A 14035-nucleotide genomic window follows, 5' to 3' on the forward strand; every position below is an offset into this window, starting at 1 on the left:
TAGCCGCGGAGCGATATCGTTCGGACATGATCACGATCCTCGCAACCGTCTTCGGAGGCCTCGCGGCCGTGCTGCACGTCTACATCTTCGTGATGGAGAGCGTGCAGTGGAGCCAGCCTCGAGTCTGGAAGCGGTTCGGTGTGCCCGACCAGGCGGCGGCCGACACGATCAAGCCGATGGCCTACAACCAGGGCTTCTACAACCTGTTCCTCGCCATCGGGGCGATCATCGGCGTCGTGCTGTTCCTGGTGGGCGACCCGGGAACGGTCGCGGCTGTCGCGGGACGGACGCTCGCGCTGTTCACCCTGGGGTCGATGGTCGCCGCGGCGCTCGTGCTGCTCACGACCGGCCGCAGCTATCTGCGGGCCGCGCTCATCCAGGGAACGCTGCCGCTGATCGGTTTCGCGCTGTTCCTCTTCGCCTGACGCGAGGGCCCTCCGTTCGCCCGGAACAGCGTCAGGGCGCGTGTCAAGCGGGTGGGCCATGGCGCGGACCCGACCTATCGTGCTGGCATGACAGATCACATCTCGCGCGCGCGAACCGACATCGACGCCCCGCCCGACCGCGTGTGGCAGCTTCTGACGCAGCGCGGACCTGACCCCGACATCATGTTCGGAGCCGAGGTGATCAGCGATTTCACGGTGGGATCGCCGATCGTCTGGAAGGGCGAGTGGGAGGGCAAGACGTTCGAGGACAAGGGCGAGATCATCGCGATCGACGCGCCCTCACGACTCGCGGTGACGCACTACAGTCCACTCTTGGGCGAGCCGGACAGCCCGGAGAACTACCATCGCCTGGTGTTCGATCTCGAGCCGATAACCTCCGGCACGCGCGTCACGCTCGTTCAGGACGGCAACGCGAGCGAAGAGGCCGCGGAGCACTCCACCGCGAACTGGCAGACGATGCTCGACGGGCTGAAGAGGGCCGCCGAACGCGCCTGAAGACCGGGTCAGGCGGCGAGCCGCAGACCTCGCCGGTCGGTGGCTACGAGTTCTCCGTCGCCGACGATCTCGTCGTCGCGGATCAGCGAACCCACCGCGACGCGGGCACCTCGGCCGACCGAGGCGCGGACGCCGATCTTGGCGCTCGCGCCGATCGCGGCACCAGGTCCGATGTGGGCGTGCGGAGCGATCTCGACTTCCGGGCCGATCACGGCATCCGACTCGACCCACACTCCGCGGCCGACGTGGGCACCCGCCGCGATCTGAACCCCGGGCTCGACGTATGCACCCGCTTCGACGACGGCACTCGGGTGAACCCGGGCTCCATTCGCGATGAGACCCCGCCCGTTGACGTGCTTGCGGTAGCGCAGCGTCTCGCCACGTTCGTTCTCGATGTCGACGTAGTTCTTACCCACGGTCCCCTCCTGCGGCACCATACCGGGCCGAGTACATGAATAACGCCGCTCCCAGGTGATTCATTCCCTGCGGTCAGGCCTCGCCCTGTACTGGTTGTTCGGAGGTGACACGAATTCGGATTCCCCGAGGTTCACTTCGGGGATCCGGGTCCTCAGCGGGTGTACCCGTCGGCAAGGGTGAGCGCGCGGTCGATTACTTCCAGGCCGCGCACGAGCTCGTCTTCCCCGATCACGAGCGGGGGCGCGACGTGCAGGCGGTTGAAGTGCGTGAACGGCCAGACGCCTTCGCGCTTGCACGCGGCGGCGACCGCGGCGATGGGCGCGGCATCCGCTCCACTCGCGTTGAACGGCACGAGCGGCTCGCGCGTCTCGCGGTCGCGCACCAGCTCGATCGCCCAGAACAGTCCCATGCCGCGCACATCGCCGACGGACGGATGCCGCGTCGCCATGTCGCGCAGGCGAGGCCCGACCACCCGGGCGCCGAGGTCGCGCACACGCTCGAGGATGCCGTCGCGCTCGAAGACCTCGAAGGTCGCGACGCCCGCGGCGCAGGCCAGCGGGTGGCCCGAGTAGGTGAGGCCGCCCGGGAAGGGCACGGTGTCGAAGTGCGCCGCGATTCGGTCTGAGATGACGACGCCGCCGAGCGGCACGTAGCCCGAGTTCACGCCCTTCGCGAAGGTGATGAGATCCGGCACCACGTCGAAGGCCTGGAACGCGAACCACTCGCCGACCCGACCGAAGCCGACCATGACCTCGTCGGCGATGTAGACGATGCCGAACCGATCGCACAGCTCCCGCACCCCGGCGAGGTACCCAGGCGGCGGAATGAGCACGCCGTTCGTCCCGACGATCGTCTCGATCACGATGGCGGCGATCGTCGTCGCGCCCTCGAGGATGATCGTCTGCTCGAGGTGCTCGAGCGCACGCTGGGACTCCTCCTCCGCCGAGATGGAGTGGAAGGACGAGCGGTACGGATACGGGCCGAAGAACTTCGCGACCGAGCCGTCCGCAGGCTCGTTCGGCCAGCGGCGCGGGTCGCCGGTGAGGGCGATCGCGGTGGAGGTGTTGCCGTGATAGCTCCGGTACATCGACAGCACCTTGCGGCGGCCTGTCACTATGCGGGCCATGCGCACGGCGTTCTCGTTCGCGTCAGCGCCGCCGTTCGTGAAGAAGACCTTCTCCATCCCCGCAGGCGACACCTCGGCGATCCGGCGGGCCAGCTCGCCTCGGACGTCGTTCGCCATCGACGGCTGGATCGTCGCGAGGCGCCCTGCCTGACGCTGGATGGCTTCGACGAGATCCGGATGCTGGTGCCCCAGGTTGAGGTTGACCAGCTGCGAGCTGAAGTCGAGGTAGGCGTTGCCCGCGTAGTCCCAGAACGTCGAGCTCTGCCCCGCGGCGATCGGGAGGGGGTCGATGACCGCCTGCGCGCTCCACGAGTGGAAGACGTGCCCGCGGTCGTCGGCGCGCACGCGCGCGTCGGCCTCGAGGTCGAGGGCGTCGTACGGGGCGATAAGGGTGTCAGACATGGATTCTCCGGATCAGTGGTTGCTCGGGAAGCCGAGGTCGACGTGCGAGGGCGACTGGTCGGGCCAGCGGGTCGTGACGACCTTCGAGCGCGTGTAGAAGTGCACCGACTCGGGGCCGTAGATGTGCGAGTCGCCGAACAGCGAGTTCTTCCAACCACCGAACGAATACGCCCCGATCGGCACGGGAATCGGCACGTTCACACCGACCATTCCGACCTCGATGTCGAATTCGAAGCGGCGGGCGGTGCCTCCGTCGCGCGTGAAGATCGCGGTGCCGTTCGCATACTCGTTGGCGTTGATGAGGGCGACCGCATCGGCGTAGGAGCCGACCCGGACGACCGAGAGCACCGGACCGAAGATCTCGTCGTCGTAGACCTTCATGCCCGGCTGGACGTGATCGATGAGCGAGACGCCGATGAAGAAGCCGTCGGAGTCGAAGTCCACGGCCGTGCCGTCGACGACGACGGTCGCGCCCTCCGCCGCGGCGCCGCTGACGTACGAAGCGACCTTGTCCCGGTGCTCCCGCGTGATGAGTGGTCCCATCTCGGACGCCGGATCCGTCCCCGGTCCGATCCGCAGTGCCGCCACCCGCGCGGACACCTTCTCGATGAGCGCATCCGCGACCTGGTCGCCGACCGCGACGAGCACCGAGATCGCCATGCAGCGCTCGCCTGCCGAGCCGTAGGCGGCGGACACGGCGGCGTCCGCGGCGGCCTCGAGATCGGCATCCGCCATCACGACCATGTGGTTCTTCGCACCGCCCAGCGCCTGCACCCGCTTGCCGCGTGCGGTGGCGCGCTCGTAGATCGACCGGGCGACCGGGGTCGAGCCGACGAAGCTCACCGCACGCACGTCGGGGGAGTCGATCAGGGCGTCCACGGCCTCCTTGTCGCCGTGCACGACGTTGAGCACGCCTGCGGGGAGCCCGGCCTCTTCGAACAGCTTCGCGAGGAAGACCGAGGCGCTCGGGTCCTTCTCGCTGGGCTTGAGCACGACGGTGTTGCCGCAGGCGATGGCGGATGCCGTCATCCACAGCGGCACCATGATCGGGAAGTTGAAGGGGGTGATCGCGGCCACGACGCCGACCGGCTGCTTCACGGAGTGCACGTCCACGCCGCGCGAGACCTGCTCGGATCGCTCGCCCTTGAGCAGGTGTACGAGTCCGGCGGCGAACTCGACGTTCTCGATGCCTCGGCTGATCTCGCCCTTGGCGTCGGAGAGCACCTTGCCGTGCTCGCTCGTGATGATGGCCGCGAGCTCGTCCTGCCGTTCGACGAGCAGCTGCCGCAGGTGGAAGAACACGTCGGCGCGCTTGACGAGCCCCGTTTCGCGCCACGCAGGAAGGGCAGCGGATGCCGCGGCGATCGCCGCATCGACCTCACGGGTGGAGGCGAACGCGACAGTGCGCTGGACGGAGCCCGTGGCGGGGTCGAAGACGGATCCGGTGCGCGTGGCACCACCCGATTCGCGACCGTCGACGAGATGGCGGATGAGGGTCATGGGGGCTCCTGTGGGGCTTCCGGACAGATCGACCGGGCATCGAATAGGCTGGCGAAGTCCCAGCATGTCAGAGCGGAGGAGGCATACACGGTGGTCAATCGTCGCGAAGATCGAGGGAACCATACGGATCGTCCGGAGCGCGGATCGGCCGCCGAGACGCTCCCCACGGTGCGAGAGGTGATCGCGCTGGATGCCGTGGCGCAGGGCGTTCCGGAGGTGCTGGTCGGAGGCGATGCGCTCGAAGCGCGCGTGCGGTGGCTGCACGTGTCCGACAGCGCCGGCGTCGCTCGACTGCTGGACGGCGGCGAACTGCTGCTGTCCACCGGATCATCGTGGCCGGCGGAACCGGCCGACCTGCGCCGCTTCATCGGCGAGCTCGCGGACTCCGGGCTCTCCGGCCTGGTCCTGGAGCTGGGCGCCCACTACCGCTACGTGCCGGCGGTCGTCGCCGAGGCGGCGGCCGAGCGAAGGCTCGCGCTGGTCGTGCTGCATCGCGAGGTCAAGTTCGTCGCCCTCACCGAGGCCGTCCACAGCCGGATCATCGCCGGGCAGACGGACGCGCTGCGCGCACGCGACGAGGTGCGGGAACGGTTCACCGCGCTCGTGCTCCGCGGATCGCCCGCCGACTTCATCGTCCACCAGCTCGCGCAGACGCTGGGTGCGCCGGTCCTCCTCGAGAACCTGGCGCACGAGGTGGTCGCGGCCGAGGTTCCACTGGCGCTCGAGGAGGAGCTGTTCCTCGATTGGGAGCTCCGCTCGAGATCCGCGCACCGCCGCGCCGAGCAGCGTCGCGCGCGCTCTGGAGCGCCAGGCGCCGATGAATGGCTCGTCGTGCCGGTCGAGGCGCGCGGCATCCGCTGGGGAAACCTCATCGCGCTGCCTGGCCCCGACCATGCCGCGGGACGGACCGCGGTGCTGGAGCAGGGGGCGATCGCGCTGGCGGTGGGGCGGCTCGCCGACGGCGACGCGGACGAGTGGGGCCGGATCGGACGACTGAGGCTGCTCGATGGGCTGCTCGCGGGACGCTTCGCCGGGGTCGGTGGTGCGGCCGCTCGACTGGAGGCCGCAGGTCTGCCGCTGTCCGGCGCGCAGCTGTACGGGGTCGTGGTGGGGGGCGCGCCGGTGTCGGCCGATGCCATTGCGGCCGCCGCCCGGGCGCTGCGGGGACGAGCGCTCACCGGGTCGGCGCCTGACGGCGTCACCGCACCCGCGACCGCGACCCTGCTGTCACTCCCGGCCGATGTGCGGTTCGACGACGCCGCCGCGCTCGGCTTCGCCAACGGGCTGATCGGGCGGGGTGGCGATGCCGACGGACTGGTGATGTCGGTGGGTCGCGCGGCCGAAGGCCTCGACGCGGCACTGCTGTCACTGCACGAAGCCGTCGACCTCGCCCGTGGGCGTGGGCGCCGAAGCGGTCGCGGTCCGCAGCTGCGGCGAGCCGAGAACCGCCCCCTCGTGCAGCTCGTGACCGCACTGCGGGATGATCACCGTGTGCTCGAGCATGGCGAGCGGATGCTCGCGCCGCTCATCGTCCATGACCTCGCCCGCGGCGGCGACCTGCTCGATGTGCTCGGGGCGATGCTCGCGCATCCCGCCAACCGGACGGCCGCGGCATCCGCTTCCCACCTCTCGCGCTCGGTGTTCTACCAGCGCATCGCACAGCTCGAGGAGCTGCTCGGTCTCGATCTCGACGACGGCGAGACGCAGACCGCCCTGCACCTCGCCCTCCTGGTGCGGAGGGCGGCGGGGCGCTGAGGCCGGGGCGTTTCGTCTCGCTTCGCGAGGGATAGCAGCGACCGAGACGAAACGCGCTCAGCCGGCGAGGTAGACCTTGCGCAGGGTCTCCCGCACCGTCCAGACAGTGCGCATGCCGGCGGCAAGACGCACCATCGATCCCGGCCCAAGCTCGATCGCCGGCAGTGCCGGCTGCTCGAACGCCACGGTCGCGGACCCCGCAAGCACCACGAACACCTCGTCGGCCTCGACATCGCGCATCGCGCCTGGGGCCATCTCCCACACGCCGACCTCCGCGCCGCCGATCTCATCGAGCCCGATGAAGCCTGTGCTCGGGGCGCCGGCCACCACCTGGTCGGCCGGCACCGGCTCGTGCGGCAGGGCGAGGGTGGCGGCATCCGTCACCGCTCCAGGAGTGAGCCGGCTCACGAGTCGAACCCCAAGCCGAGCGCGTCGAGCGTCTTCAGCAGGAGGTTGCGGCGACCCTCGCTGTGATCGGCGCGGTCGAGTGACCAGCGCGTCGCGTTGATGCCGATCGCGGCGGCGGGCTCGGGCGGGAAGGGCAGTGGGCGCCTGCGCACCATCTCGAGGTTCGTGCGCTCGTTCGAGACCCCGTCCAGCAGGTCGAGCATCACCTCGCCCGCGAAGCGCGTCGACCCGACGCCGAGCCCGGTGAATCCGGCGGCGAAGGCGACGCGCCCTTCCCGGGCGGTGCCGAAGAACGCGGTGAACTGCGTCGACGTGTCGATCGCGCCCGACCACTTGTGCGTGAAGCGCAGTCCGTCGAGCTGCGGGAACGTCGTGAAGAAGTGGCTCGCGAGCAGCTGCCAGGCCTCCGGACGGTTCTCGTACTCGGGCCGCACCTTGCGGCCATAGTGGTACACCGCGTCGTAGCCGCCGAACAGAATCCGGTTGTCCTTCGTGATCCGGTAGTAGTGGAACTGGTTCGCCAGGTCGCCGATGCCCTGGCGGCCCTGCCATCCGATCGACGCGAGCTGGTCGTCTGACAGCGGTTCGGTCATCAGCACGTAGTCGTAGACCGGCACGGTCATGAGGCGGTTGCGCTTCAGCAGCGACGGGAAGACGTTCGTCCCGAGGACAGCGCGGGCGGCGTCGACGTGTCCGTCCGCGGTCCGCACGACGACGCGTTGCCCGTTCGTATCGAGAGCGCGCACCCGCGACCGCTCCAGGATCTCCACCCCTCGCTCCTCGCACGCGCGCGCGAGCTCGGCAGCGAGTCGCGCAGGGTGGATCATCCCGCAGTTGCGCTTCTCCCACACCCCGGCGAGATAGGTGGGCGAGTGGACGGATGCCTGCACCTCCGCTTCGTCGAGGTACACGGCATCCGGATCACCGGCTGCTGCCTCGCGCAGCCAATCGATCTGGTGCGGCTCCGTCGCGGGGGCGAGTTGCCCGGTGCGCTCGAAGTGGAAGTCCATGCCGTAGCGGGCTTCGGATGCCTCGATCTCATCGAGGTTGGCCATTCCCAGTCTGTGCAGCAGCGGCATCTCGTCGGGCCAGCGCGACATCCCGTTCTCGTGGCCGTGGGTCAGGCTCGACTCGCAGAACCCGCCGTTGCGACCCGAGGCCGCCCACCCGACGCGATTCGCCTCGAGCAGCACGATCTTCGCGCCCGGCATCCGCTCACTCGCGAGCAATGCGGTCCACAGCCCCGTGTACCCGCCGCCGACGATGATCAGGTCTGCGGTGCGTGCACCGCGCAGTGCAGGACGGTTCGGGCGCAGCGCGCTTGGCAGGTCGTCGACCCAGAAGACGCTGTGCCGCGTCTCGGCGAGGCTGTGCGCGACGACGGATGCTGCCGGCGGCTGTCTTTCGAAGACGGTCGTTCCCACGGGGATCACTTCCTATCGGTGAGGTCAGGCGTCCGCGGCGGCGTACACGCGGTCGCCCTCGACGAAGGTCTGGAGCACCCGGGTGGCGCCGATCTCGTCCGGCTGCCCGGCGAAGGGATCGCGGTCGAGCACGACGAGGTCGGCGTACTTGCCGACCTCGATGGTCCCGGTGCCGCCGTCGAGGTGGTTCACCCACGCCGACCCCGCGGTGTACGCGGTGAGCGAGGTCGCCAGGTCGATCGCCTGCTCGGGGAGGAAGGCGTCGTATTCGCCCTCCTCATAGCCGGGAGGGGCCTTCCGGTTGACGGCGACGTGGATCGCCGCGAGCGGGTTCGGCGTGGAGACCGACCAGTCGCTGCCGGCCGCGAGCACCGCGCCGGAGCGGAGGAGATCCCCGAACGGATACTGCCAGGCGCTGCGCGGGTCGCCCAGGAACGGGAGTGTGAGCTCCACCATCTGCGGCTCGAGTGCGGCCCACAGCGACTGCATGTTCGCGGCCACGCCGAGGTCGCGGAACCGCGCGATGTCTTCGGGGTGCACGACCTGGATGTGCGCGATGTGGTGCCGGTTGTCGCCGCGGCCGTTGCGGCTGATCGCCTGCTCGACGGCGTCGAGGCACTCTCGCACGGCACGATCGCCGATCGCGTGGAAGTGCACCTGGAACCCTTCGGCATCCAGCAGCGGCACGGCCTGGTTGAGGATCTCGGGTGGCACGAACGAGATGCCGGAGTTGTCGGTGACGTGCCCGTGCCCGTCGCAGTACGGCTCGAGCATGGCAGCCGTGAAGTTCTCCGCCACACCGTCCTGCATGACCTTCACGCTCGTCGCGGCGAACCGGCCGCCGCGGTAGCGTTCCCGCCGCTCCAGGATGGACGGGATCTGCTCGAGCCCGCGCGTGCGGTCCCACCAGATCGCGCCGACGACCCGACCGGTCAGGGTGCCGTCCGCGGCGGCGCGGAGGTACGCCGGACCCGGGTCGGCGAGGTCGGCGTACGCGCCGACGATCGCGTCCTGCCAGGCGGTGATGCCGTAGGAGTGGAGGTAGTCCTGTCCGCGCAGCAGCGCCTGAGTGAGGGTGTCGAGCGTCACCTGGGGAAGCAGCCGGTTCACGAGCGACATGGCGCCCTCGTGCAGCGTGCCGGTCGGGTCGCCCGAAGCGGCCCGCTCGATTCGGCCGTCGGCGGGGTCGGGGGTTCGGCGGTCGATCCCGGCAAGGCGCAGCGCGGTCGAGTTCACCCAGGCCCCGTGACCGTCCCGGTTGGGGAGGAACGCGGGGCGGTCGGGCAGCACGCGATCGAGCGCGGCCGCCGTGGGCGTGCCCCCGGGAAAGGCGGACATGCTCCACCCGCCGCCCGAGATCCACTCCACGTCGGGGTTCGCCGCCGCGTAGGCCGCGATGATGTCGAGGTATTCGGCTTCGGTCGTGCCCTCGTTCAGGTCGCACCGCAGCAGATCGAGGCCGCCCGAGACCGGATGCACGTGCGCATCCTGGAAGCCTGGCACGAGCATCCGGCCGCCCAGGTCGACGACCTCGGTGCTCGGCCCGACGAGGTCGCGGACGTCATCGTCGCCGACCGCGACGATCCGGCCACTGCCGACCGCCACGGCGGTCGTGCGAGAGCGGACCGTGTTCGCGGTGAAGACCGGTCCTCCGGTGAAGACGAGGTCGGCGTAGGGCATTCGTGTACTCCTGATCCGGTCGTTGAGCGAGCGAAGCGAGACGAAACGTCTCGCGGGTGCGGAGGCGGCCTCAGCCACCGGCCATCGTGCGCGCGATATCGGTCGCCGAATCGCCTGCGCGCTTGAGCACCCAGGCGACCACCGCGAGGGCGACGAGGGTGAGGACGAGCATGATCGTCGAGACCGCGGCGATCTCCGGGCGAAGACCGGTGCGCAGCGAGCTCAGCACATAGACGGGCCACGGTGTGGAGCCCGACACCTGCACGAACGACGACACGATCGTGTTGTCGAGGCTGAACGTGAACGCGAGAAGTGCGCCGGCGAGGACGGCGGGCATCGCGAGCGGCAGCGTCACGCGGCGGAACGTCTGGAGCGGGGTCGCGTAGAGATCGGCCGAGGCCTCTTCGAGGTTCGCGGGCAGACCGACGAGCCGGGCACGCACGATGTAGGTGACCACTGCGACCGAGAACAGCGAGTGGCCGATCACGAGGCGCACGGTGCCGTCATTGAACACCGACATGCCGAGGTCCTGCCCCAGGAACACGAGCCAGGGAAGCAGCGAGACCGCGTCGACGATCTCGGGGGTGACCGACACCAGCAGCAGCAGCCCGATGAACCAGTAGGTCCACTTTCCGGGCTTGCGCGCGAGGGCGATGCCGGCGAGCGTCCCGAGCAGGGTCGCGAGCACCGCGGCGATCGCGCCGGTGCGGATCGAGACGAGCACGGCGTCGCTCAGCACGCTCTTGCGCACGAGGGCGGTGTAGCCGTCGAACCCGAACTCGGTGAACGCCGCGAGCAGGCGCCCGTTGTTGAACGAGTACAGGACGATGACGACGATCGGTGCGAACAGGAACGCGAAGATCAGGATGCTCCACACCACGAGCAGCCGATCCGTCAGGGGCCGCCGGTGCCGGTGCGTCGGCACGGGTGCGGATGCCGCAGCCGGCCGGGCCCCGGCATCCGGAGTCAGGAGCTCATCGGACTGCACGGCGGTCATCGCGTCGCCTCCCCGAGGACAAGGCGGCTGTGCGCGCGGAACGGCAGCGAGATGAGCCACAGCGCCCCGCCGATCACCGCGACCGACAGCAGGATGATGACGATGAGCAGGATCGCCATCGCCGAGCCCAGCGCCCAGTTCTGGGCGGTCTGGAACTGGCTGGCGACGAGTTGCCCGATCATGTTGCCCTTCGCGCCGCCGAGCACCGTCGCGGTGATGTAGTCGCCCATCAGAGGGATGTAGACCAGCAGCACACCTACGATCACCCCGGGCCGGGCGAGCGGAAAGGTCACCTGCGCGAACGTGCGCCAGCGGTCGGCGCCCAGGTCCTTCGATGCCTCGCGGAGCGCAGGGCCGACCCGATCGAAGGCGACGAACAGAGGCAGGATCATCAGCGGCAGGTAGTTGTACACCACACCCAGCAGCACGGCGGGGCGGGTGTAGAGGATGTCGAGAGGCCCGAGTCCGATCGACTCGAACAGCTGCGACAGCCAGCCCTGCGGCGACAGGATCACCTGCCAGCCGATCGTGCGCACCAGGAAGTTCGTCCAGAACGGAACGAGCACGACGGCGATGAGGATCCCCTTCAGGTTGGGGGGCGCCTTGACCGCCATCCAGTAGGCGACCGGCGCGCCGATCAGGAAGCAGATCGTGGTGCCGGCGATCCCGATCCACAGCGTGTTGAGGAACGTGGCGAAGAAGGTCGGGGAGAGCGCTTCGAGATAGCGATCGAACGAGAGGATGTCGTTCGCGTGCGAGCCGAACAGTCCTGGTTTGTAGCCGAAGCTGTACCAGAACACCACGGCGACCGGCAGCACGAAGAACACCAGCAGCCACGCCCATGCGGGGACCGCGAGGGCGAAGGCGGGGAGGCGGACCCTACGCACCCGCGGCGGCCTTGGCCTTGTTCCAGATGTCGATGGTGCGCTCCTGGGCCTCGTTGACCTCGCCGTCCTTCATGGTTGCCAGCTGCTCGGGAGTGAAGAAGACGAAGTCGAGCATCTCGACCCCCTCGGCCTCGGCCGCGGCCTGGATGTCCTTGGCCCCGGTGTGGTAGCCGATGTAGTCGAGCTCGGCGAGCGCGTTCTCGGGCGTCAGCACGTAGTTGATGAACGCGTGCGCCGCTTCGGGGTGGGGGGCGGATGCCGAGATCGCCCAGTTGTCCATCCACAGCTCGGTGGTCGGCGAGCCGAGCACCCACTGCCACTTGTCGGGATCCGGGGAGTTCAGGATGCCCTGGCGCGCATCGCCGTTCCACACCTGGATGAGGGCCTGCGTGCCCTGCACGATCGCGCTCTGGCCGGGGTACGAGTCGAAGGCGGCGATGTGCGGCGCAAGGGTGTTCACGATGAAGTCCTCGCACGCGTCGATGTCGGCGGTGTCGGTCGTGTTCCAGTCGATGCCGTTGGCCCAGTAATACATGCCGGTGATCTCTGCCGGGTCGTCCAGCACACTCACCTTGCCGCTCGCCTCGTTCTGCGCGGCATCGAGGAAGTCGTTCCAGGTATTGAGCTCGCGCGTGATGACGGTCTTGTCGTAGACGAAGCCGGTCGTGCCCCAGGCCTTGCAGATCGAGTAGTCGTTCGCGGGGTCCCACCCGCGGCTGAGGAAAGCGGGATCCACGTGCTCGAGGTTCGGGATCAGGTCTTTGTTCAGCTTCAGCAGGAGCTTGTTCTGCACCATCTGCGGGATGAAGGCCCCCGTCGGAACAAGGATGTCGTAGCCGGAGGTGCCCTTCGCCGCGACGAGCTTCGCGATCATCTCTTCGTTCGACCCGAAGGAGTCGACGGTGAACTTCGGGCCGAACTCCTCGGTGAAGGCCTCGAGAACCTCCGGTGCGTCGTAGTCGCCCCACGAGTACATCGACAGCTGGCTCTCCAGCTCTCCTCCGGTGGCGGCGGGCGCGGGCTTCGCGCCGGGCGAAGCGCAGGCCGCGAGGAAGGCCGCGCCGCCGGCGGCCGCCGCGAACGAGAGGAACCGCCGGCGCGACATCTCCCGCACCAGGATGGGTGCGGCGGCGCGGCTTGCAAGGATGCGGACGGGATTCTGCTCTGCCATGGAGGGTCCTCTCGGGTGGTGCGAGGGTCAGGTGCGGGGGGTGCGGTGGTGCGTGGGTCAGGCGTGCGGGAGGGGCTCAGCGGTGGGGGGCTCGACGAAGCCGGCCGCGGAGGCCGCGCCGTCGGCGGCGAACACCTGCACCGCGTCGGGACGCCACGAGCACCACGCGGTGTCACCCAGCGCCAGCCGCGGCGCGTCGGGCGTCGGTCGTCGTGCGATCACCGAAAGATCGCCACCGAGCTGCACCAGGAACTGCATGGTCTCGCCCAGATGCGAGACGCCGATCACCCGGCCCTCCGCGACGTTGGCGTCGCCATCGGGGCGGGCGGCGGACAGCTGAATGAACTCGGGGCGCACGGCGGCGCGCGCCGCGCCACCCGCGACGACGCCGCTCACCGGCCGGGCGGGACGAACCAGGGCATGCGGTGTGTCGACGGCCGCGGCATCCTGCGTCACCCGCCCGTCGAAGAAGTTCTGCTGGCCCACGAACGCTGCGACATACGCCGAAGCCGGGGCGCCGTAGATCGTGTCGGAGTCGGCGAGCTGCTCGATGCGCCCCGCGCGCATGACGGCGATGCGGTCGCTCATTGAGAGCGCCTCGCCTTGGTCGTGCGTGACGAAGACGAACGTGGTGCCGAGCCTCGCCTGGATGAGCTTGAGTTCGAGCTGCATCTCTTCGCGCAGCTGGCGGTCGAGGGCGCCGAGCGGCTCGTCCAGGAGCAGGACGGACGGGCGGTTGACGAGGGCCCGAGCGAGCGCGACCCGCTGCTGCTGGCCGCCGGAGAGCTGGGTGGGCTTGCGGTCCGCGAACCGGCGCATCTGCACCATGTCGAGCGCGGCGGACACGCGTTGACGCACCTCGGCTTTGGGTGTTCGGCGTTGCTGCAGGCCGTAGGCCACGTTCTCGGCCACGCTCATGTGGGGGAACAGCGCATACGCCTGGAAGACCGTGTTGACGTTGCGGCGGTAGGGCGGGGTGCCCAGCACACTTCGTCCGGAGACGCGGATGTCGCCGGCATCCGGTTCTTCGAAGCCGGCGATCATGCGCAGTGTCGTCGTCTTCCCGCAGCCGGAGGGACCGAGCAGTGAGATGAACTCGCCGGGCTCGATCGTGAGGGAGAGGTCATCGACCGCGAGCTGATCGCCGTAGCGCTTGGTGACGCGGTCCAGCGCGACCGCGCCGCTCGCGTCGGGGGCGCTGGCGACCTGGGAATGGCCGATGGCCTCGACTGCCGATGTCACGTGTGCAACCCCGCGTTCTCCTGCGCCGCCGTGGCGCGTCCGGTCATTCAATATCGGGAGCGGCGGGGATGCAATGCAACGCTCG

The 14035-nt window shown here is 69.3% G+C and carries 13 protein-coding genes; 3 read left to right on the top strand and 10 right to left on the bottom strand.

All coding sequences use genetic code 11. The features are described 5' to 3' along the window. The first annotated feature begins 26 nt into the window (after positions 1-26). Both ACXJ3V_RS11320 and ACXJ3V_RS11325 read left to right on the top strand, forming a co-directional pair. Positions 27-425 carry a DUF1304 domain-containing protein gene (locus tag ACXJ3V_RS11320; RefSeq protein ID WP_457100408.1) on the top strand — a complete coding sequence of 133 codons (399 nt, stop codon included), beginning with the start codon at positions 27-29 and terminating at the stop codon, positions 423-425. Positions 426-512: 87 nt separating this feature from the next. Beyond that, positions 513-941 carry an SRPBCC domain-containing protein gene (locus ACXJ3V_RS11325; RefSeq protein WP_457100409.1) on the top strand — a complete coding sequence of 143 codons (429 nt, stop codon included), beginning with the start codon at positions 513-515 and terminating at the stop codon, positions 939-941. A gap of 8 nt (positions 942-949) precedes the next feature. Here ACXJ3V_RS11325 and ACXJ3V_RS11330 read toward each other — a convergent pair whose 3' ends face one another. From ACXJ3V_RS11330 to ACXJ3V_RS11340, 3 genes are all read right to left on the bottom strand, one after another. Then, positions 950-1357, bottom strand: coding sequence for a transferase (locus tag ACXJ3V_RS11330; protein ID WP_457100410.1), 408 nt, complete (start codon positions 1355-1357; stop codon positions 950-952). Between the two features lie 152 nt (positions 1358-1509). Beyond that, entirely contained in the window at positions 1510-2886 is a 1377-nt protein-coding gene (locus ACXJ3V_RS11335) for an aminotransferase class III-fold pyridoxal phosphate-dependent enzyme (protein WP_457100411.1), read from the bottom strand. A 12-nt stretch (positions 2887-2898) separates the two neighbouring features. Continuing rightward, positions 2899-4386, bottom strand: coding sequence for a CoA-acylating methylmalonate-semialdehyde dehydrogenase (locus ACXJ3V_RS11340; protein WP_457100412.1), 1488 nt, complete (start codon positions 4384-4386; stop codon positions 2899-2901). Between the two features lie 90 nt (positions 4387-4476). Here ACXJ3V_RS11340 and ACXJ3V_RS11345 point away from each other — a divergent pair, with 90 nt between their 5' ends. Next, positions 4477-6141, top strand: a complete 1665-nt coding sequence (locus tag ACXJ3V_RS11345) for a PucR family transcriptional regulator ligand-binding domain-containing protein (RefSeq protein WP_457100413.1) — start codon at positions 4477-4479, stop codon at positions 6139-6141. A 57-nt stretch (positions 6142-6198) separates the two neighbouring features. On the opposite strand, the gene ACXJ3V_RS11350 is transcribed toward ACXJ3V_RS11345, so the two are convergent. From ACXJ3V_RS11350 to ACXJ3V_RS11380, 7 genes are all read right to left on the bottom strand, one after another. After that, positions 6199-6549: a cupin domain-containing protein gene (locus ACXJ3V_RS11350; RefSeq protein WP_457100414.1), complete on the bottom strand. Its 351-nt coding sequence runs from the start codon at positions 6547-6549 to the stop codon at positions 6199-6201. Next, a complete protein-coding gene (locus ACXJ3V_RS11355) occupies positions 6546-7973 on the bottom strand; it encodes an NAD(P)/FAD-dependent oxidoreductase (protein ID WP_457100415.1) in 1428 nt (475 codons plus the stop codon). Before ACXJ3V_RS11355 ends, ACXJ3V_RS11350 begins: the two co-directional genes overlap by 4 nt. 24 nt (positions 7974-7997) lie before the next feature. Then, on the bottom strand, positions 7998-9653 hold the full coding sequence (locus ACXJ3V_RS11360) for an amidohydrolase (protein ID WP_457100416.1): 1656 nt from the start codon (positions 9651-9653) through the stop codon (positions 7998-8000). Positions 9654-9723: 70 nt separating this feature from the next. Continuing rightward, entirely contained in the window at positions 9724-10650 is a 927-nt protein-coding gene (locus tag ACXJ3V_RS11365; RefSeq protein ID WP_457100417.1) for an ABC transporter permease, read from the bottom strand. Beyond that, on the bottom strand, positions 10647-11537 hold the full coding sequence (locus tag ACXJ3V_RS11370; RefSeq protein ID WP_457100418.1) for an ABC transporter permease: 891 nt from the start codon (positions 11535-11537) through the stop codon (positions 10647-10649). Before ACXJ3V_RS11370 ends, ACXJ3V_RS11365 begins: the two co-directional genes overlap by 4 nt. Beyond that, on the bottom strand, positions 11530-12708 hold the full coding sequence (locus tag ACXJ3V_RS11375; RefSeq protein ID WP_457100419.1) for a polyamine ABC transporter substrate-binding protein: 1179 nt from the start codon (positions 12706-12708) through the stop codon (positions 11530-11532). The genes ACXJ3V_RS11370 and ACXJ3V_RS11375 overlap by 8 nt, the downstream gene beginning before the upstream one ends. 57 nt (positions 12709-12765) lie before the next feature. Further along, positions 12766-13950 (bottom strand): ABC transporter ATP-binding protein, encoded by a 1185-nt coding sequence (locus tag ACXJ3V_RS11380; protein ID WP_457100420.1) that lies wholly within the window; start codon positions 13948-13950, stop codon positions 12766-12768. Between the last annotated feature and the right edge of the window lie 85 nt (positions 13951-14035).

The sequence above is a fragment of the Microbacterium sp. P5_E9 genome (assembly GCF_054049175.1).

Bases quoted from the DNA above. Each gene is read 5' to 3' on its own strand.
- ACXJ3V_RS11375 (WP_457100419.1), bottom strand. From the start codon at position 12,708: ATGGCAGAGCAGAATCCCGTCCGCATCCTTGCAAGCCGCGCCGCCGCA.
- ACXJ3V_RS11365 (WP_457100417.1), bottom strand. From the start codon at position 10,650: ATGACCGCCGTGCAGTCCGATGAGCTCCTGACTCCGGATGCCGGGGCC.
- ACXJ3V_RS11340 (WP_457100412.1), bottom strand. From the start codon at position 4,386: ATGACCCTCATCCGCCATCTCGTCGACGGTCGCGAATCGGGTGGTGCC.
- ACXJ3V_RS11360 (WP_457100416.1), bottom strand. From the start codon at position 9,653: ATGCCCTACGCCGACCTCGTCTTCACCGGAGGACCGGTCTTCACCGCG.
- ACXJ3V_RS11335 (WP_457100411.1), bottom strand. From the start codon at position 2,886: ATGTCTGACACCCTTATCGCCCCGTACGACGCCCTCGACCTCGAGGCC.
- ACXJ3V_RS11320 (WP_457100408.1), top strand. From the start codon at position 27: ATGATCACGATCCTCGCAACCGTCTTCGGAGGCCTCGCGGCCGTGCTG.
- ACXJ3V_RS11325 (WP_457100409.1), top strand. From the start codon at position 513: ATGACAGATCACATCTCGCGCGCGCGAACCGACATCGACGCCCCGCCC.